Origin of the sequence: Psychrobacter immobilis, from assembly GCF_904846185.1 — a bacterium.
Taxonomy (GTDB): Bacteria; Pseudomonadota; Gammaproteobacteria; order Pseudomonadales; family Moraxellaceae; genus Psychrobacter; species Psychrobacter immobilis_B.
Map to the genome: position 1 here is coordinate 1 of NZ_CAJGZQ010000011.1, position 20,227 is coordinate 20,227.

Consider the following 20,227-nt stretch of genomic DNA (forward strand, 5'->3'; position numbering starts at 1 on the left):
GTAACCGCCCCCATGTACCGCTGCTTGTGTCCCGTGTCTTAGCGATAACCTCAATCGGTGAACAAACAAACGCCTTAGACTTGAAAGCAATGTTTGCTGGGTCGTCATCGTTATACTTCACAAAAAATAGCCCATCGTGGTAAAGCTCAAAACGCCCATCACTGTAGGTCATCGGTTCATTCAGCTGGGGATCATCGCGCCATTCAGGATAGTAGGAGGTGTCTTGTAAATTAACTAGCTGGGTATCATCAGCTGCCAGTATCGTTTCATAGCTGTCATGCTGTAGCATAGTGACGATATGAGCCACAGTAACCAATGCTTGCGCCTTTACACCTGCCAATAGGTTTATCAAGCCCTTGTCATCAAGCGTCATAGGTACGGTAACCTGTGATCCGCTGCTCCAGTGCTGCACAACCTTTTTAAGGCATTGCTTGGTTCTATGAGAGCTAACAATGATTGTTTTATCGCTGCCCATCAGGTAGCTGTAAACATCAATACCGCTATCAAGGTCATTAAATGCTATCACCTCATTGGCTTTGTTAGTCTCACCAATGACGATAGCGCCATAACCTGTAGGATCAATGACAATGGGCTTTGCTTTGCTGTTTGGTGTGTAGAATACCGCGCCTACTGTATCGCCTTGTTTATCGGTCAAACGTAGGGCTATCGTGCCAGCTGTCGCTTCGGTTTTGCCAATTTGTTCACCATAATATATAGTGGTGTTGTCTGTAGAAAATAGCAGCCGTTCAGGTTCTAATATGTTACAGAGTTTGATTAAAAAAGTATCGCCTACCAGTTGCTCCCGTGTGGCTGGTTTGCAGCCTCGTAATATAGTGTCAGCGCCCGTGTTCACAGCACGGGCTTTTTCATGTATATCTGTTAAGGTATTATTCATCTAGTCCCCCTCGTAGACGATTGGGCATAGAGGAGTATCACCTGCCTTGAGTGTGACTTGTGTATTGTGGTCATTATCAGTCATGGTGACGGGTTGTTCTATCCAATACGATTTGTATCGCTTACCATTTTTTTTAATCATTTCATCTTGAATGACTATACCTTTGGCTCGTAATTCACTAATGCGTTTCAAGCAACAAGTCATGCCGTACTGGTCATAAGCTTCCATATTTGAAAGCCTTTTACCTGCCAGCAAGTGATTAAGTATTATTTGGCTATAAGTTTTCTTGGTAGACTGCTTTGAGGTGGTCATAGTTTATACCTCGCCGCTATTAGTAGTGTTGTGGCTATCTAACCAGCTATTTATATCAGACAAGCGCCATAGGCTGGCACGTCCAATTTTAATTGGCGCGGGGAATTTATCTTCATTAATCAGATGGTAGATGTGTTTTGCAGAAAAGCCAGTGATACCGCGTGCAGCAGCTTTGGCGGTGATAGTACGTTGCTGGCCTGATTGGGTAGTGTATGTTTTAGCTTCGCGTTTGGGTTGATTGGCAAGGTCTGCCATTCTTAGGTATTTATCATTTAACTTCATGGTGACTCACTCCATAGCATGGTTGGTTATAGCCAGTAATGGCTGTGCTAAGGAGTGAATATTACTTGGTTGCTTACAGTGGTAGTTCTAGTTAGAAAGCAAGTAATTCTAACTAGATTCTAGGACACGCCCTAGTTGGAATTAAATACTATTTTCATGGGCACGCTTCAACCAAAGCCCAATAGTATCTTTGCTTAACTTATTGCCTTGCATTTCGATAGCAGCTTTTATCCTTCCATTAGTCTCATCAGCAAAAGGCTTTGTTAAGTCCATTTCCAATAGCTCGCTAGCAAGAGCTGCTATTATCTTGCTTGCATTATTAGCACTTCTAGTACTCAGTGCTACATTATTATCAATTATAGGCTTAGGCTTTGAAACTTTAAGATTATTAGCATCAGAACAAAAATTCTGATCATTATTTACTTCCACTTGTTTGTCTTTAAAATCTTGTTTACTTCTAATCAAATTCAGTGTTGTCCGCGCATCAGTGGATAATGCGTCATAGCATTCTTTAAAGGTTTTCATATCTATTTCTAACACAGATATACAATCTAGCTCTAGTATGTCTTCAACTTTCCAATACATATCGTCAAAACTGTCATCTACATCGTCTTCTAAAATATATTCTAGAAAATCCTCTGTTGGATAGCTCACAGGATCATCATCTTTATATGCGTCATAACTAAATTTGGTGTATTTAACTTTTTTACTTAAAGGCTCTAAAACATCTGTATTAGAAGTTTCATCCAAATAATGTCTGTTTACTTCCTCTCCATTTCTGTCAAGAACCTCAAGATATAAATAGTAAAAATCTAGTTGAGAAAAACTGCTATCATCTGCTAGATGGTTAACGATCGTTTGCCTAGTATCATCAGTATGTAGTTCTAACAAATCAATGAAGTCATGAAAATTAATAAATTTGTCCATTTCCTCTACATTTATAGACGGATCACTTTTTTCTAGCTTTCGCATGTATTCATAGATAATACCCACAACTCACACCCTCACACCCTTGAATAAAAAAGTTGCAAGGCAATAACAGCTTAAGGGTGCAGTTGCTGTCGTTCGGGTAATTAATCCTAGCCTTGCAATCGATTATGACAGCGATTAACGCTATCAATATTAGCTTGCCAGCCTAATGCTGACGATAATTAGTAAATCGGTGTTGTTAAAGTTGCTCGGCAAGTTTGGCTAATACCTGTTGAGATACGCCTTGTGCCCGTAAGCTGTTTATCAATATATCTTTATCATGCAGCGCTATATCAGTGGCTTGCTCGTTACGGCTATCCATTTCTTTGGCGAGTTCATTAGGGGTCAGTAAGTCAAAGCTGACCGCCTTGCCAGCTCGCAAGTCATCTAAATGGTTCGCCCATTTATTCATCATTACTTGACGTTGGGCTAAGTGTGCTGACAGATCATAACGCTTTTTAACGCTCGATTGCTCAAGGTGTGCTAATTGTATTTCGATAATGCTTTCGGAAAATTGTAGTTCGTATAAGCCAGTGCTGGCAAGCTGTCTAAATCCATGACCTGTCATTTTAGGGTAGGGATCGCCACTATAGCCCATTCTATTCAACGCCTGATTGAACCATGCTTCACTGTATGGCTTGTTTGACTCAAAGTTATAGAAAACATAGCCAGTACTTTCTGTCAGTGGCCTTAAGCTTTCAATAATTGTCATTGCTTGGGATGACAGCGGGATAATGTGATCTTGACGCATTTTCATTTTATGAGCTGGTACGCGCCAAACGCTTTTATGATAATCAATCTCTGACCACTCAAAAAACCTCAATTCTTTAGTCCTAACAAAACATAGCGTCATTAGCTGTAAGCCAGCGACAGTTTGTTGATGTCCATTAGGATGCTTTTCTATATAGCTGTCAATATTTCGAAGTAGTTCAGGGAATTGATGCTGCTCAACGGCTTTCATGCGCTCAGCTTTATGAGGTCGTAATGCTTTATTACGTCCGCTGGCAATGTTAACAATGTCATAACCTAGCGTGTTGATAGCATAGTCAAATATTGAGCTGATAAGTCCCATACATTTATGAGCGGTTTCAGAGGTATGTTTGCCTTGCTGCTCAAAAGTGGCTTGAATGGCAAGTCCTGTCTTAATAATATCTTGAGCGGTGATTGCACCAATAGGATATTCACCTATATGCTTTAGAATATGGTTATCTAGAAATCCTTGCAGCTTTTGCACGTTCTTTGATGTAGTTTTTGATTTTTCTGACATATAGCTTTTAGCTATGACTTCGAATAAATCTTTTTGTTCGTAGCTGTTTTTATGTCTGTTCTTATGCTCGCTGGGATCGATACCATCATTAATTAGTTTTTTGGCACTATCACGCTCAAGCCTTGCTTGTTTCAAAGAAACTTCGGGCTTGAAATTAGTATCTATCACTTGTGAGGAGAGCTTGTAAGTACCTATATGATAAGTTTTTTGCTTTGGCTCAATATCTTTGTCAGATTGGTAGCGATAAGACATTACCCAATAAAGCGAACCTTTAGGATCATGAATTAAGGAGAGGCTGTCACCGTCACTATGTCTGGTGCGTTTAGTAGGTGCTGACTGTTTGGCTATTGCTTTTACACCATTGTCAGTTAGTAGATAGTTTTTGCGCTTATTCATCATCACACCTCTAAGAGTCATAGAATAGCAATGTTGTGTATGTACAACACTATGTACAACATTCTATAGGTGCTACTAGGTAATGACAAGTTATATCAAAAGACATAAAGCGACTAATATAAAGGGGTTTAAAGGTTTTTGGTAATACTAGGGAAGGCTGTAATATGATGATTGGTGCGCTCGGCGGGAATCGAACCCACGACCCTCGGCTTCGGAGACCGATACTCTATCCAACTGAGCTACGAGCGCATAATAACAACGGCGTACGGTATTATCAACATCATGCCTAAACGAGCGTGATGAGCAGTAAAGATGTCGAAAAATAAAGACCGCTTAGTCTAACAAATAAAATCCATAAAGCCAATGAATGAAGACAGTGATTGATGTTTTTTAAGAAAAAACAGGATAGTCATTAAACAGGCATGGCAATCTACCTGCCTTTTCCCTTATAATGACAGGGAGAATTCATATTTATAATCACCGATTACAAGTGTGCTAGTACGCGGGATGGCTGTTTGCTATTGATAACTATTTGGTTGTCAAAGGAGGACAAGCAGAATGTCTGAGCCGTATGAGCCTTTGTATATGTAATAAGAGAACGTGACGAATGAGAAAAGTAGTTATGTTATCGGCAGCTGCCATTCTAGGAATCGCTAGTATCGCGGTGAGCCAAGCTGAAAGTGTTGTAGACACTCCTGTAACTGTTTCTGATGTAGCAGCAGCGCAGGAAGTGGTAGCAAATGCGCCTGAGCAGTTGGGTGATGATACCCAAGCTGCTGCAGATACGACTGATGGCGATGCACCTGCCGCAGAAACTGCCGCTGCCGCACCTGCGGTTGATGAAGAGCCTATTCCGCAAGATACGCCGCAAGTGCAAAAACTGATTGCTTTGTATCCTAACTTAATTGCTCGCATTCAGCCAGTTGCTAAAGTGTGCTTTGAAGACGATGAAGTTTGTGATGTGACGGCACGTGCTGCTGGCCCATCAGCTGGTGACGGCCCTCGTGATGGCAAAGCAGTATACAACGCGGTATGTCAGACTTGTCATGCTGCAGGTCTACTTGGCTCGCCAATCTTAGGTGACGCTGGTGCATGGGGACCACGTATCTCCAAGGGTAAAGAAACATTATACACTCATGCTATCAATGGTTTTAACGCCATGCCTGCTAAAGGTGGTGCTGATATCCCTGATGAAGAAGTTCAAAACGCTGTCGATTATATGGTTGGTGAAGCAAGCTAATAGTATTGAATATCTGGCTAAGCCTTTTACCCTATATATCAGTGGAGCGCCTATTTCATTAAATGAGATAGGCGCTTTTTTAATGATGAGTATTATCAATACAGTACTTCTAAGGCATTACAGTTGAAATTCATCGACACTAGCCTCACTTTATGACACTACACAGTCTCTTCTTTCTATTTATATTCTAAAAACGATTTTACATAAATTTATAACCAATAAAGAGGTTTTCATGTCTGAGGTACCAGCACTTGCTATCCAGAATTTATCCAAAACCTATAGCAATGGGTTTTCGGCACTCAAAGATGTCAGTTTAACCGTCCCGCAAGGAGGTTTTTTTGCGTTGCTGGGGCCAAATGGTGCTGGTAAATCAACCATGATTGGTATTATTAGCTCGCTTTTTAAACCAACCACTGGCAGCGTAAAGATATTTGGCACAGACTTACTAGAGAATCCGTCTATCGCTAAACAGTATCTTGGTATCGTCCCACAAGAGTTTAATTTTAATATGTTCGAAAAAGTCGAAGATATTTTGATTACACAGGCCGGTTACTTTGGTATTCCTGCCAAAGAAGCACGCCCACGGGCAAAACGATTATTAATGGCGCTAGGTCTGTGGGACAAGCGCAATAGCAAATCACGTGAGCTATCAGGTGGTATGAAGCGCCGGTTGATGATTGCAAGGGCGCTGATTCATAAGCCAAAATTATTGATTTTGGATGAGCCAACCGCTGGAGTAGATATCGAGTTACGCCGCTCTATGTGGGAGTTTATGCAGCAGATTAATATCGAAGAAAACACCACGATTATTCTGACGACTCATTATCTTGAAGAAGCGGAGCAGCTGTGCAAACGCATTGCGATTTTGGATCATGGTGAGATACGTATTAATACCGAGATGAAGGACTTGCTGGCGCAGCTATCGGTTGAGACTTTTGTTTTTGATTTGGAAACACCGCTTACGCGTCAATTGGTTTTGGCAGGAGTGACAGACACATCGCAGCCTGATGATCAGACGCTTGAAGTCACACTGACTGAAGGCGAATCGTTGAATGGTGTTTTTGACCAGTTATCCGAGCAAGGTATCACGGTAGCCAGTATGCGTAATAAAGCCAATCGACTAGAAGAGCTATTTATGCGCTTAGTAGACAAAAATATCCAAAGTGCAGACAGCATGAAGGAGGCAGGATTGTGAGTCAAGAAATGATAGATCCTAATAAAACCATGTCATGGAATAAAAAGTGGATTGCTTTTCGTACCATTTTATTAAAAGAGGTTCGCCGAATTCTGCGTATTTGGCCACAGACCTTGCTGCCACCAGTGATTACGATGAGTCTCTATTTTGTCATCTTTGGTAAGATGATTGGCTCGCGTGTCGGTGAAATGGGCGGCGTACCATACATGCAGTTTATCGTGCCTGGCCTCATTATGATGTCGATTATTACCAACAGTTACTCCAATGTGGTATCGAGCTTCTTTAGTGCTAAGTTCACCTCCAGTATCGAGGAGCTATTGGTCTCTCCCGTATCCAAACATGCGATTTTAATGGGTTATATCAGTGGTGGTATCTTTCGTGGACTGGCCATTGGTATCATCGTTTCAATAGTCGCACTATTTTTTACTGATCTTGGCATTGAGCATTTATTTGTGACGGTATTTACGGTGCTGGGTACGTCTATCTTATTTTCACTTGGTGGCTTTATCAACGCCGTGTTTGCTCGCTCATTTGATGATATTTCTATCATTCCAAGTTTTGTGCTTACGCCATTGACTTATCTAGGTGGTGTGTTCTACTCGATGGAAAACTTGTCACCATTTTGGCAAAATATCTCGCTATTAAACCCTATTGTTTATATGGTCAACTCGTTCCGTTATGGTATTCTCGGTTATTCTGATGTGAATGTCTGGTATTCGATGGCTGCTATTTTTGTCTTCTGTGCGGTATTCTATACCATAGCTTATCGTTTACTCAGTAATGGCTCACGTGTGCGCTTGTAGATTAGTTTGTAAAATGTAGCTTGTCACCTTATTATAAGAGTCCAACATTGTTGGGCTTTTTTTATGCAAAATTTTTTTGTCAGAAGTATGAGTAAGGCTTTTACAGCCACTTTATTGAGTACAATCACGAGCATTGCCATCGCAGCGCCACTTGCGGCAATGGATGATTATGATTGGGTTGTCATGGAGACGCCTGTAGATCCTGCAACGTATAAGTATGATTGCCATAACGACTACAAATATGAAACTTATGATGCGCTACAAAACTGTCTGTATAACTTGAGGGAAGATGCGGATAATGCGCTTAGTAAGCAATGGAGTATCAGCGATAAAGTCGTTAGAGAGAGAAATGCGGTTTATATCAAAGTCGCTAATCGGAAAAACCCACTAGTATTTGTTGATTACTCCAGTCCTTATGAGGAGGATTTTAATCCTTATTATTCGCTACAAGACTACGATAAATCACGGAAATTACTGACAATACATCAAAGCTTTTATGAAGGAGAGAGCTTGACGGTAGTGAATTTGGTTACTGGGTTTTGGCAAGATTTTAGTCTCAGAAAGCTAAGTATCTCTCCTGATATGAGATATATAGTCGGTTTTGAAAGTGAAATGGGAGCGACGGAACACGTCAATATTTTGGAGCGACAAGATAGCGGTTACTATGAAGGCTACTATAAACAAGTCTATAGTAGTAGTTACGATTCAAAAAACTACGACAATCATAAAAAGTTTTATCAAGCAGATAAAGCACAGCAGGTTTATGATAGCGAAATCTTTACTTGGGTAAATGATGATAAGTTTTATGCAGATTCTTTTTATAAGTTGAATGAAGCGGATTCAGCGGCTTTTAGAGTACGATATACCTTTATTAAAAATGCCTCAACGGATAAGTGGCAACTGTATGAAGGTAGTAGATAAATGATCGCTATCTCTCATTGTATAAAGACGGTGTTGACTGTCGCAGGACTATTTATATTGACCACAATAGCATCCTTAGATGCACAGGCCGCGCCTTTAGCTTTAGAGCCATCGACAAGTGAAGAGATATGGATAAAAGTCGCTGCGCCTGTAGCGATAGACTGGTATGAAGACAGCTGTCGATACGATCACACTGAATATCGAACGTTTAAAGATTATGAAAACTGTATTTTTAAATCGTTAGCCCAAGCTGATAATGCACAAAGCCGAAAATGGGGCTTGAGTGACCGCGTTATTCGAGAAAAAGATACCATTTATATTAATACACCCAACCATAAGCAGCCATTGGTATTTAAGGATTATCTTGAACCGTTTGAAGAGGAACATAGCGCTCACTATGAATTGCAATACTACGATAAATCGCATAATTTATTACAGTTACTACATACGATGTATGAGACTCAAGCGACTGTCATTGTCGATTTAAACACGGGGCGCTGGCAAGAGCTATATGCGACCAATCTTAAGTTTTCTGACGATATGACTCAAGTGGTAGGGTTTAATGGTAGGCAAGGTGTGACCAGAGATATCATAATATGGGAGCGTCAAAAAGCTGACAATGCCGAACGCTATGCAACGATATTTGCTAGTAATGAATTATATGAACAAGATTATGATGATGATAAAAAGCATGAGGTATATGAAGCGCGAGATATCAGTTGGACAAGCGATAATAAAGTTAACGTTGATTTTTATTACAGAGTCAATCCCACTGACACGGTAGCATTTCGCGTGCGCTATATTTATGCGGCTGATAATAAAGAGGGTAAATGGCAGAGAGTTTTACCTGACGCTAATACCAACGATTAAAAAACAATAAAAAGGTCTAGCTCTCATATGCAAGTAACTCTACCAGTAGTTAATTCAATTCATATCTGTATGACAAGTGCAATACTGCTCATGTTCTCTATTTCAGTGCAAGCAGACCTGCCCAAAGCGACGATGGATGACTATGTTTGGAAAGTACTAGACCCAACCAGAAACTCAAATTACTTTGATGATAAGTGTGAATACGACAGTCTGGTCTCTTATAGGAAATGCCTTGAGATCAGCTTAGAGAAACATGATAACAAGCTTAGCGGAAAATGGGGATTGGGCAACCGTGTTTCGAGAGAAAAAGATACGATATATATCAAAGTACCCAGTCGAAGCTTACCGTTAGTTTTTCGTGATGAGCTGTTTGCTCCTGACGGCCAATCTCACTCTTATTTTTCACTATATGATTATGACGAAAAGAGACAACTGCTGTACTTGTTGAGAAGTTTTCCCGAAATAGAAAGTACTGTACTTATTAATCTCAAAACTGGATTTAGTCAAGAATTTGATGGTATCGATTTAAGTGTATCACCCAACAAAGAACGTATTACTACAGTAGAGCGTTATATAGATGAAGAAAATATTACGATTTGGCAAAAGCAGAAGGAGGGCGACTATCAGATTGTTTACGAGAGTGACCCCAGCGAATTAAAAGCGCATTTGGCATTTTACCAAAATCGAGATCAGAGACATAGTTTTGAAGATATTGATATTGAGTGGGAAGATAAGGATAGCGTTTTGGTCGATTTTTATTATCTTATTAATGAAACCGATGATACAGGCTATCGAGTACGCTTTAGCTTGGTCAAAAATGCTAGTTCATCAGACTGGCAAATGATTCCCATAAAATAGCCCATTGCTGTAAAATGACTGGTTTTTATTTCATTATATTTAAGCATAAAAGGTAAGTAACTTATGAGTATTCACGGTATCTTGGGTGAGCAAACCACTGACTATCCAACCGAGTATAGTCCAGAGACCTTGTATCCTATCGCTCGCAGTATGGGTCGCGATGTCATTGGCTGGCAAGATGATAAGCTAAAAGTGGGCATCGATTGGTGGCAGGCATTTGAGATGTCTTGGCTCAATGGGCAAGGTATCTCGCAAGTGGCTATCGCACGTTTTGGCATTCCGGCTAGCTCGCCATTTATCGTTGAGTCAAAGTCGCTTAAGCTCTATCTAAACAGTATCAACTTTACTGAATTCGTTAGTTGGGCAGAAGTACAAACGCTGATTGCTAAAGACTTATCAGCCTGTGTACAAGCAGAAGTACAAGTTGAGTTGTTTGGCTTAAATGACGACCTGCATGATAAGACATCAGGGTTATTGGTGGCTCAACCTGAGGGTGTTTGTATTGATGACGCGCTTGCTTATAGTAGCGAAAAAATCGCATTGTGCGAGCATCCTGATGCGTCATTGCTAAGTAGTGATAAAGATTTAAACAGTAGCTCTATTTTAGAGAATACTGGCACTGAGCCTTATATTTTCTATTCTAATTTACTACGCAGTAATTGTCCGGTGACCAATCAACCAGATTGGGGGACGTTAGCAGTTTCGATTACCAGTAATAAAACAGTCGATGAGGCTGGAATGCTGCGTTATATCTTAAGTTTTCGTCAGCATAATGGTTTTCATGAACAATGTGTGGAGCAAATATTTGCTGATTTGAGTCAATACTACGAGCCAAGTGAGCTGATGGTTCGCGCTTGGTATACACGCCGAGGCGGTATTGATATCAACCCTTGCCGTGTGAGTGATATAACCTTGCTACCTAAACCAAGTCGTTTGATTCGGCAGTAAATATCATACAATTAGGTGTAATGGACATTTTTCATGAAAAAAGCGCCCATCTCATTTATGAGACAGGCGCTTTTTATTACGTAAGTTTTATGAATAAAACTATTTGCCGCTTACTTTTGCCAATACTTCTTCACGGCTTAGCATTTGTTTTTCTGCTTCACGGCGATTGACGTATTCGTACTTGCCTTCAGCCAAGTTACGGTCTGAAACCACGATACGATGAGGAATACCAATCAATTCAAGATCAGCAAACTTAACACCTGGACGCTCGTTACGATCATCAAGAAGCACATTGATGCCTTGTGCTTTTAACTCTTCATAGAGTGCTGTCGCTGTCTGCATGACGGTCTCTTCTTTTGACTTCATCGGGATGATAGCGACTTCAAAAGGAGCGATTGAATCATTAACCGTTGGCGTCTGTGGCCACATGATACCGTTTTCGTCGTTGTTCTGTTCGATAGCAGCGGCAATGATACGGCTCACACCAATACCGTAGCAGCCCATCATTAGGGTCACAGGCTTACCATCTTCACCAGATACGGTAGCATTTAACGCTTGCGAGTACTTGTCACCTAACTGGAAGATATGACCGACCTCGATACCACGTTTGATTTTTAGGCTGCCTTTACCATCAGGAGAAGGGTCGCCTTCCTGCACATTGCGTACATCAACGACACGAGTAATGCTCGCATCACGCGCCCAGTTCATACCAGTGGTGTGTTTATTGACTTCATTGGCACCGCACACAAAGTCTGATAAAGTTGCTGCCGAACGATCAACGAAGACAGGCATATCCAAATTAACGCCAATATAGCCTTTATGCAGACCAGCAGCTTTCAGTTCTTCATCAGAAGCCATTGTCAGCGGTACATTGGCCTCTTCAATTTTCTCGGCTTTGATCGTATTTAGCTGATGATCACCGCGTAATACGATAGCAATAAGCTGTGGCTCATTATTTTCGGTATGACCATGGACGATTAACGTTTTGACCGTCGTTTCTAATGGTAAGCCTAAATGTTCAGCAACCATTTTACAGCTGGTCATATTTTCCGTCAGGACGTCTTCGCGCGCCATTTTCGGTGGCTGACGCTCAGCGGTGCTCACTGATTCGGCAAGCTCAACGTTGGCCGCATAATCAGAAGAATCAGAGAAGGCAATATCATCTTCGCCGCTGTCTGCCAATACATGAAATTCGTGTGAAGCAAAACCACCAATAGAACCAGTATCCGCTTGTACTGCACGGAAATCTAAGCCCAAACGGGTAAAGATGCGCGTATAAGCGTCATACATGTCATGGTAAGTTTTTGCCAACGATGCTTGATCAACGTGGAACGAGTAAGCATCTTTCATGGTAAATTCGCGTGCGCGCATCACCCCAAAACGTGGACGAATCTCATCACGGAATTTATTCTGAATTTGGAAAAAGGTGATTGGTAGTTGTTTATAACTACGTAGCTCGCCTTGCGCCAGATTGGTGATGACTTCTTCATGCGTCGGACCTAATACAAAATCGCGATCATGACGGTCTTTGAAGCGCAACAGCTCAGGACCATAATCGTTAAAGCGTCCGGTCGTTTGCCAAAGCTCGGCAGGCTGGGTCATCGGCATGAGCACTTCTTGTGCACCAACTTCTTGCATCTCTTCACGAACAATACGTTCGACTTTTTGCAAGATGCGTAGCCCCATGGGCAACCAAATATATAACCCAGAAGCAATCTTTCGAATAAGACCGGCACGCACCATCAATTGGCTTGAGGCGATATCGGCATCACTTGGGTTTTCTTTTAGAGTGGCAAATAAAAATTGACTGGCTTTCATAAATAAAGCGTAACCTTATCAACGATAAAATAAATAAGAAATAGTAGGATATTGAGCGTGTGCTTTGATGGCCGACGCAAGCTTACCTTTGTATCACTTGGTAATAGTCTAGGACATGCCTAGCTAAAAAGTACTGCGACAAACAGTACATGAATAGAAAGTGCGTTCATAAAACGCCTTACAAAAAGGCTGGAACTTTTCATTTTGCATTAAAACGTTGATGTTGGCAGCGTCATACTTTACGCATAAAGACCAGAAAAATAGATGTACGCCAACATTTTGCTTATACAATCTGACTATGTTAGGTAAAGTTAGCCTAAGACGCAATGACTTTTTGTTTTTTCAGACAGAACGTGACTTAAACGTGACTTAAACGAGCAAATGAGGTCACTACAACTCGATTATTTACCAGTTTTTAGGGTATTTATAGTAAATGGTAGCGCTAGTCATTATGTAGCGTATTGGTAGTTATTACTTGAAGTTGCTGCTCAAAAGTAGCATTTATCATTTAGACAGTTATTTGTTATACGTTTAATAAAAATAAATGATAAAACTCTGAGGGTGTTTATATGAATAATCCTGACAATCGATCTCCTGTTAATAATGATGCGACTAACTCACAAGCGAAAAAACCTATTGCGATGATGTCGTGGATGATACTGCTCATCGGTTTATCAGCTATCGTTTTTGCTATTTATAGTGTGCAGAATATAACCAAGGAAGAGCCGATAGAAACCATTACTCGTGAAGGCGTGGTCACACAAATTCAAAAATTGAATCGTTTGGAAACGGTGGCGTTCAGTGTCGATACAGTCATTACCAGTCAACGTCCTGGCAGTTGGATGAAGCTGTGGCAAGACGAGCAAAAGGGTTTGTTTATCGCGCGCGGACGAGTGGAGGCGGGAATTGATTTAAGTGCACTTACCCCAGAAATGGTACAAGTAGTGCAGCCTGAAGTTAACGTCGATGAGGTACAAGAAGCGGGTGCTAATACGCCAGTTTCAATGATGCCGCAAATCAATATTACCATCCCACCATCAGAGATATTTTCGGTTTATCTAGACGATATCGAGATTTATGATTGGCAGACGGGTGCTTTTGGCATGATGCAAGTCGATCCAAAAATCTTGCAACAAGCGCAAAGTATGGCAAAAAAAGAAGTACTCGAACGCGCTTGTCGTGGTGATGTCATGAATATGGCACTAGAAAATGCGCAAACCCAACTGCAACAGCTATTTTCGTTAACTGGTGCAGTAGTGACGGTAACGACTCAAGGTGCAGGCGCGTGCCAGATGCCAGTAAAATAATGCATACATAATTTTATTAGAGCCATAGACTAGATAGTCATACGTTAGCTTATTAATTGGAAACACTTAAAGTAACGCCATTTATATTGTATAGTAGAGCTTATCTATTATTCATAATCAACTTATGAATTATCGTTGGTAATATAACCCTATATAAAAGGTGGCGTATATGACAACTCTTAATAATAAACCGTCTTCTAAGCCTGAACGTCAGCTTAATAAGCGCCCTAAAGCGAAAGAATCGCTTTCTTTTGCGACATGGGTGCTGTTAATCATAAGCTTCACTCTACTAGCCTATGCCCTATACATTATTCAAACTCGTATCTTGTAAACTCTAGATGATACTAGGGCGTGTCCTCAATTCAATCGATTACTTGTTAAATGGGCTAAAAATAGCTAATGAAATTCTTAGTAAATTGAGGTTTTAGTGTTGATGTAATGCGTCGCTATTTTTTAAATTCAGCAATCGCTAATTGGCGAGCCGCTTTATGTTCGACCATCGGTAATAGGTAATCAAGATCAGCAAACTTACCGCCCTTTGCCAGTGCTTGACGCATTTTATCCTCGCTATGCAAGATGGTGGCAGGAATGGCTTTTAGCTCAGGCAGCCACGTCTTGATAAATTCGCCATCGGTATCGTGGGTTTTGGCTTGGCTAAAAGGGTTCATAATGCGAAAGTAAGGTGCAGAGTCGGTGCCAGTCGATGCGCTCCATTGCCAACCCCCATTATTGGACGCAAAGTCACCATCTATCAGCTGCTGCATAAAATAACGCTCACCTAAGCGCCAATCAATCAATAAATCCTTGGTCAAAAACATCGCCGTGACCATCCGCAAGCGATTGTGCATAAAGCCCGTCGCATTCAGGCAGCGCATTGCCGCATCGACTAACGGCACGCCAGTTTTACCTAGGCACCATGCCTCAAAGTCATTTTGATTATATGACCAATTAATCTTGCTATCGGTTTCCTTTTTATACGCTTGATGGCGAATCAGCTCGGGCTTATAGTCTAAAACATGACGATAAAAGTCACGCCAAGCCAGCTCACTTATCCAGCGGTTAATGTCATTATTATCAGTGTTGTCAAAGCTATCCCCGCTGTCTAAGGTGTCACCGTCATTCCCATGTAATTCTCCCAGTGCTTTGCTTGATTGTAGGGTAGCTTGTAAGTAGCAAAGTCTGGGGCTGATTGCACCAATAGTCAGGTAGGCAGATAGCTGACTGGTCGCGTGTAAGCTTGGCACATCGCGACTGATATCGTAGTTATCAATATCCTCAGCGATGAAGTCCTCTAAACGCCGGCAAGCTGCATCTTCGCCAGCAGGGTAGGCTGCCCGAGCGTGCTCAAGCTGTACGTCTATATCAATGTGCTCTAATAAACCAGCATTTTGCAGTGCCTTTTGATAATCTTCGACTACTTCTTTACTTACTCTTTCTATATCTTCGATAGTAGCACTGGCGTTTGAGACTTCTAGTTTGACTTTAGTGTTGCCATTTATGGCGGATACCTCATGCATTTGTATGGTGCTGATATCCAAGGTATGCCGCCATTTTTTATAAAATGGAGTAAACACCTGATACATGCTGTCATCGTTCGTAGTGATGGTTTGTGGTGGCAAGATACATTGATCATGCCAGCGGATAAATTCTATATCGTTGTTTGCAAGCTTTTTGGTTAATTGCTCATCACGCTTAATTTCATTGCCTTCGTACTCGTGATTTGCCATCACAGTGCTGATCTGGTTCGCGCTACAGATATCTAGCATCGCCTCAACACAGTCAGTAAAGCTTGGACAGAGCTGTACTGTTAAGTGGATATTTAATTGTGTTTGCAGGGATTTGGCTAGGATAGGCAAAGTGCGTGCGATATGGTCGAGCTGTGTCAGCGACATGTCATGTGCTTGCCATTGTTCAGGCGTCACGAAGTAAACAGCGCTTACTGAGGCGTTATCCGCATTTGCCTGCTCGCAAAGCGCAGCTAGCGCGGTATTATCATGAACTCGCAGGTCACGACGAAACCACATTAGGTAATGCGCTGGGTTTACGCTAGTGGCATCGTCACTATTGTTGACGTTGCTTGTTTCGGTGTTATCTGTGCTATCGGTGTTATGAGACGTTTCCGCCGCCGTTTTAGACATTCAACTATCCCTCTATTAATCAATCGCAATCATAAACAAAACTGGTAATAAAAGTATGCTAGGATAAGTTTTTGGATGCAATGGATTTACCATTCAATTAACAAATCCTCATATTTACGCTTTAGCGTTGGCAATTGACGTTTACCTTCCGTCAATGTAACGAAGACAGTCTAATAATGTCGTACTGAGTGTTATATCTAAGGTCACATCATGCACGTTAAGTTTTGCGGATTTACCCAGCCTAATGATATTAAAATTGCCGCCCAGTTGGGTGTTGATGCGGTTGGCTTGGTATTTTATCCGCCCAGTCCACGCGCTGTCACTATCGAGCAGGCGCAATCGTTAAGTGCGTCTTTGCCAGCTTTTATAAGTATAGTGGCTCTAGTGGTGAATATGCCGCGCGCAGAGCTGATAGAATTAGCGAATCAGGTCGCTTTTGATATCATTCAATTCCATGGTGATGAAACACCGGAGCAATGTGCGCAGCTGGCCAGTGCGGTCAATAAACGCTGGATAAAAGCGCTGCGTATCAATGCTGACCAACACACTGCCGCTAGCGTAAGCGCCGAGATTAATGAGTTTGCTGCCGCTGGCGCGAACAGTATCTTATTGGATGCTTACCATCCCCATAAATATGGCGGCACAGGGGCACGTTTTGATTGGAGTCTGCTACCGCAAGACAGCTCGCTACCTATTATTTTAGCGGGCGGACTGGATGCCGATAATGTCGCTGCCACTTTAGATTTGCCTATTTATGCGGTTGATGTCAGCGGTGGGATTGAGTCTGACAAAGGCAAAAAAGACGCTGCCAAAATGCGTGCCTTTATGAAAGCGGTAAAACGCGACCGATGGCAAAATGAGACGCTTGGCGAACCTTCGAATATCAGTAACTAGTGTTTTAGCAGTGAATTTTTATCCGTTAAATAGCTAATTACTTGGAAAATTTTCCCTCTTATTTATCTTAAAAAATACCACTTATTATAGTAGGAATTATCATGAGTCATGCCACGAACAAAGCACCATCTGCTACTGCACAATCTATCAATACCTTTACTAATCCAACAGACGTTCAAGACTTTAACCAATACCCTGACGCACGCGGACATTTCGGTGTGCATGGTGGTCGTTTTGTCTCTGAAACCTTGATGGCAGCACTAGAAGAGCTAGAAACGTTATATAACACCGTCAAAAAAGACCCTGCATTTTGGGAAGAATATCACAATGATTTGGTCAACTATGTCGGCCGCCCAACGCCTTTATATCATGCCAAACGTTTAAGTGATGAGATTGGCGGTGCGCAAATTTATTTCAAACGCGAAGACTTAAACCATACTGGCGCACATAAAGTTAATAACACCATTGGACAAGCGCTACTTGCCAAAATGAGCGGTAAAAAACGCATTATTGCGGAAACTGGAGCAGGGCAACATGGCGTTGCGACGGCGACGATTGCTGCGCGCTTAGGGCTTGAATGTATCGTTTATATGGGCGCGGACGATGTCGAGCGTCAAAAGATGAACGTCTATCGTATGCGTTTGCTCGGTGCGACGGTTGTGCCAGTGACTTCAGGCTCACGTACCCTAAAAGATGCCATGAACGAAGCGATGCGTGATTGGGTCACCAATGTCGATAGCACGTATTACATCATTGGAACAGTTGCCGGTCCGCATCCTTATCCGCTACTCGTGCGTGATTTCCAAGCGATTATCGGTAAAGAAGCACGTATCCAGCATTTGCAAATGACGGGTAAATTACCAGATGCGCTAGTGGCTTGCGTTGGCGGTGGCTCGAATGCTATTGGTTTATTCTTTGACTTCCTAAATGACACGGAAGTTAAAATGTATGGCGTTGAAGCAACGGGTGACGGTATCGAAACGGGTCGTCATTCAGCACCATTGGCTGCTGGTCGTATCGGTGTACTGCATGGTAACCGTACCTATCTGATGGCCGATGATGAAGGTCAAATTCAAGAGACGCATTCTATCTCGGCAGGTCTTGATTATCCTGGCGTTGGTCCTGAGCACAGCTTCTTAAAAGACATGAAGCGTGTTGAATATGTCGGCTGTACCGATAAAGAATCGCTAGAAGGCTTCCATGAAGTGACGCGCAAAGAAGGAATCATCCCTGCGCTTGAATCTGCTCATGCCGTTGCTTATGCATTGAAGTTGGCTAAAACCATGACCCCTGATCAAACGATTATCGTCAATATGTCAGGTCGCGGTGATAAAGATTTGCATTCAGTGATGAAAGCTGAAGGGATTGAGTTGTAAAAGGACGTTTTTTTGAAGACAGATATGGTGGACTTAGTAAACTTAATAAACGATAGGTTTATTGAGTTTACAAGGGAGCAGGTGTTTTCTAAAGAAACCGATGACTTTCTAGGCTTTGCTCAACAAAAATTTAAGCTAAATTCGAAAAATGATTGGAACGAAATTATTGCTTCTGAGGATATTTTAGAGGACTCTAATGAGGCCTTAAAAAGTTTTCTGAAGTTTGGTTTATCAGGTTCTACCAAATATAATGATTTGGGTGAGAAGTATTTGAGATTGTATGGAGTGTTGAATGCTGTTTACCAACAGCAACAAGCTATTTTACATATATTCAAACTCTTTAATTGTCCAAACCCAAAATCAATAAAACAAGAGTTTAACAATTTATCAATAACTCAAGCTCGTCACAAATTAGGTGCTCACAGTATTAACTATAGTATTCAAGGTGATTCTGAGACTGAAATGTTTGTACCTGTTAGAGTACAGTTTAATGATTATGAGCTGACATATTTTAATCATAAGAATAATGAAAGTAATGATATCGACCTTAAATTGACTCTTGAAGAACATAGTAAATTAATCTGTAAGACTTACTTGTCGATAGCTAATAAGGTTATTAAAATAGTCTATAAAGGTAATACCCATAAGTAGGAGCAGGTACTATCTAGTTTTAATGATCTAGAAATGGTTATGAATGGAGCATGGTTGATCAAAGTTCAAGATAGTGACACTATCATTAATATAAAATTTAAATAATAACTTGTCTGAAGAGATAGATAACTAAAGAGAACACTATGACCCGAATTGAAAGCACTTTTGAAATTTTAAAAGCCCAAAATAAAAAAGCCCTGATTCCTTATGTAATGGCAGGTGATCCTAATCCAAACAACTTCGTTGGGTTGCTACATGATTTGGTTAAGCACGGCGCGGATATGATTGAAGTAGGCTTGCCGTTCTCCGACCCGATGGCAGATGGCCCAGTCGTCGCTTTAGCTGGAGAGCGTGCATTAGCCGCAGGTACGAGTACACGTGATGCGCTAAAAATGGTGGCAGAGTTCCGTCAGCAAGACACGCAGACGCCGATTATCCTCATGGGTTACCTCAATCCAGTTGAAATCATCGGTTATGATAACTTTGTGGCGCTATGTGAGCAGTCAGGTGTCGATGGTATTTTGATGGTTGATTTACCACCAAGCGAGGCGGGCAGTTTTACCCAGCATTTGACTGACCATGCGATGAACGAGATTTTCTTACTGTCACCAACCACTTTACCTGAGCGCCGTGAACAAGTATTGACCCATTGCGGTGGTTATATTTATTATGTGTCATTAAAAGGTGTGACGGGTTCGGCAACGCTTGATACTGATGATGTTGCGACTCAAGTGCAAGCGATTAAAGCAGCGACTGATTTGCCAGTATGTGTGGGTTTTGGTATTCGTGATGCAACGTCTGCCAAAGCAATTGGAGCGCATGCGGATGGTATTATTGTCGGTAGTGCCTTGGTTCAAAATTTTGCTGATATAGATGCAAATGATAGCACTGCGGTTGCCGCGGCTCAGCAAAAAATCATGGCAAAAATGGATGAGCTACGCGGTGCACTTGATAGTTTGAGTGCCTGAGTTAAATAAAGTTAAATTATCGTCACTTAAATCGTTATGGCAATATGAATAACAATGTTTATAAAGACAGGGTTAAATGACTTTGCTAAAGTTAGTTTACGTGTGTAAACTAACATCAC

The 20,227-nt window shown here is 41.5% G+C and carries 19 protein-coding genes, 1 tRNA gene and 1 pseudogene; 13 read left to right on the forward strand and 8 right to left on the reverse strand.

Translation table 11 applies throughout. The annotated features are described in order from the left end of the window. The 6 genes and pseudogenes from JMW94_RS07455 to JMW94_RS07480 all read right to left on the reverse strand — a co-directional run. A pseudogene (locus JMW94_RS07455) lies at window positions 1-895 on the reverse strand (DUF927 domain-containing protein); the annotation flags it as partial. Then, complete coding sequence (locus JMW94_RS07460) at window positions 896-1,207, reverse strand: helix-turn-helix domain-containing protein (RefSeq protein WP_201603723.1); 312 nt, start codon at window positions 1,205-1,207, stop codon at window positions 896-898. A 3-nt stretch (window positions 1,208-1,210) separates the two neighbouring features. Continuing rightward, window positions 1,211-1,489: a helix-turn-helix transcriptional regulator gene (locus JMW94_RS07465; RefSeq protein ID WP_201603725.1), complete on the reverse strand. Its 279-nt coding sequence runs from the start codon at window positions 1,487-1,489 to the stop codon at window positions 1,211-1,213. Between the two features lie 141 nt (window positions 1,490-1,630). Continuing rightward, the gene (locus JMW94_RS07470; RefSeq protein WP_201603727.1) at window positions 1,631-2,482 is read right to left on the reverse strand and encodes a hypothetical protein; all 852 of its coding nucleotides are present in this window, start codon (window positions 2,480-2,482) and stop codon (window positions 1,631-1,633) included. A 175-nt stretch (window positions 2,483-2,657) separates the two neighbouring features. Continuing rightward, on the reverse strand, window positions 2,658-4,121 hold the full coding sequence (locus tag JMW94_RS07475) for a tyrosine-type recombinase/integrase (RefSeq protein ID WP_201603729.1): 1,464 nt from the start codon (window positions 4,119-4,121) through the stop codon (window positions 2,658-2,660). Window positions 4,122-4,293: 172 nt separating this feature from the next. Further along, window positions 4,294-4,370 (reverse strand) — tRNA-Arg (locus JMW94_RS07480). A 358-nt stretch (window positions 4,371-4,728) separates the two neighbouring features. On the opposite strand from JMW94_RS07480, the gene JMW94_RS07485 reads away from it, so the two are divergent. The 7 genes from JMW94_RS07485 (at window position 4,729) to queF (ending at window position 10,956) form a co-directional block, all read left to right on the forward strand. Further along, window positions 4,729-5,361: a c-type cytochrome gene (locus JMW94_RS07485; RefSeq protein ID WP_201540400.1), complete on the forward strand. Its 633-nt coding sequence runs from the start codon at window positions 4,729-4,731 to the stop codon at window positions 5,359-5,361. A 232-nt stretch (window positions 5,362-5,593) separates the two neighbouring features. After that, window positions 5,594-6,556: an ABC transporter ATP-binding protein gene (locus tag JMW94_RS07490; protein WP_060490505.1), complete on the forward strand. Its 963-nt coding sequence runs from the start codon at window positions 5,594-5,596 to the stop codon at window positions 6,554-6,556. 29 nt (window positions 6,557-6,585) lie between these two features. Next, window positions 6,586-7,359: an ABC transporter permease gene (locus tag JMW94_RS07495; RefSeq protein WP_045446727.1), complete on the forward strand. Its 774-nt coding sequence runs from the start codon at window positions 6,586-6,588 to the stop codon at window positions 7,357-7,359. Between the two features lie 63 nt (window positions 7,360-7,422). Continuing rightward, on the forward strand, window positions 7,423-8,280 hold the full coding sequence (locus JMW94_RS07500; RefSeq protein WP_201603731.1) for a hypothetical protein: 858 nt from the start codon (window positions 7,423-7,425) through the stop codon (window positions 8,278-8,280). Then, a complete protein-coding gene (locus JMW94_RS07505) occupies window positions 8,281-9,150 on the forward strand; it encodes a hypothetical protein (protein ID WP_201603733.1) in 870 nt (289 codons plus the stop codon). It begins immediately after the preceding gene. 27 nt (window positions 9,151-9,177) lie between these two features. Beyond that, window positions 9,178-10,008 (forward strand): hypothetical protein, encoded by an 831-nt coding sequence (locus tag JMW94_RS07510; RefSeq protein WP_201603735.1) that lies wholly within the window; start codon window positions 9,178-9,180, stop codon window positions 10,006-10,008. Window positions 10,009-10,071: 63 nt separating this feature from the next. Then, a complete protein-coding gene (gene queF, locus JMW94_RS07515; RefSeq protein WP_201603737.1) occupies window positions 10,072-10,956 on the forward strand; it encodes an NADPH-dependent 7-cyano-7-deazaguanine reductase QueF in 885 nt (294 codons plus the stop codon). A 99-nt stretch (window positions 10,957-11,055) separates the two neighbouring features. Here the strand turns inward: queF and JMW94_RS07520 are convergent, their stop codons facing one another. Continuing rightward, complete coding sequence (locus JMW94_RS07520; protein WP_201603739.1) at window positions 11,056-12,774, reverse strand: proline--tRNA ligase; 1,719 nt, start codon at window positions 12,772-12,774, stop codon at window positions 11,056-11,058. Between the two features lie 569 nt (window positions 12,775-13,343). On the opposite strand from JMW94_RS07520, the gene JMW94_RS07525 reads away from it, so the two are divergent. Further along, a complete protein-coding gene (locus tag JMW94_RS07525; RefSeq protein WP_201603741.1) occupies window positions 13,344-14,081 on the forward strand; it encodes a DUF4230 domain-containing protein in 738 nt (245 codons plus the stop codon). Window positions 14,082-14,250: 169 nt separating this feature from the next. Further along, on the forward strand, window positions 14,251-14,412 hold the full coding sequence (locus tag JMW94_RS07530) for a hypothetical protein (RefSeq protein WP_176393057.1): 162 nt from the start codon (window positions 14,251-14,253) through the stop codon (window positions 14,410-14,412). Between the two features lie 115 nt (window positions 14,413-14,527). On the opposite strand, the gene JMW94_RS07535 is transcribed toward JMW94_RS07530, so the two are convergent. Further along, complete coding sequence (locus JMW94_RS07535; RefSeq protein ID WP_201603743.1) at window positions 14,528-16,219, reverse strand: cryptochrome/photolyase family protein; 1,692 nt, start codon at window positions 16,217-16,219, stop codon at window positions 14,528-14,530. 210 nt (window positions 16,220-16,429) lie between these two features. Here JMW94_RS07535 and JMW94_RS07540 point away from each other — a divergent pair, with 210 nt between their 5' ends. From JMW94_RS07540 to trpA, 4 genes are all read left to right on the forward strand, one after another. Then, window positions 16,430-17,113, forward strand: coding sequence for a phosphoribosylanthranilate isomerase (locus tag JMW94_RS07540; protein ID WP_045454504.1), 684 nt, complete (start codon window positions 16,430-16,432; stop codon window positions 17,111-17,113). Between the two features lie 101 nt (window positions 17,114-17,214). Beyond that, entirely contained in the window at window positions 17,215-18,489 is a 1,275-nt protein-coding gene (trpB, locus tag JMW94_RS07545; protein WP_227685451.1) for a tryptophan synthase subunit beta, read from the forward strand. A gap of 12 nt (window positions 18,490-18,501) precedes the next feature. After that, a complete protein-coding gene (locus tag JMW94_RS07550) occupies window positions 18,502-19,140 on the forward strand; it encodes a hypothetical protein (RefSeq protein WP_201603745.1) in 639 nt (212 codons plus the stop codon). Between the two features lie 143 nt (window positions 19,141-19,283). After that, window positions 19,284-20,108, forward strand: coding sequence for a tryptophan synthase subunit alpha (trpA, locus tag JMW94_RS07555; RefSeq protein ID WP_201603748.1), 825 nt, complete (start codon window positions 19,284-19,286; stop codon window positions 20,106-20,108). Window positions 20,109-20,227 lie beyond the last annotated feature (119 nt).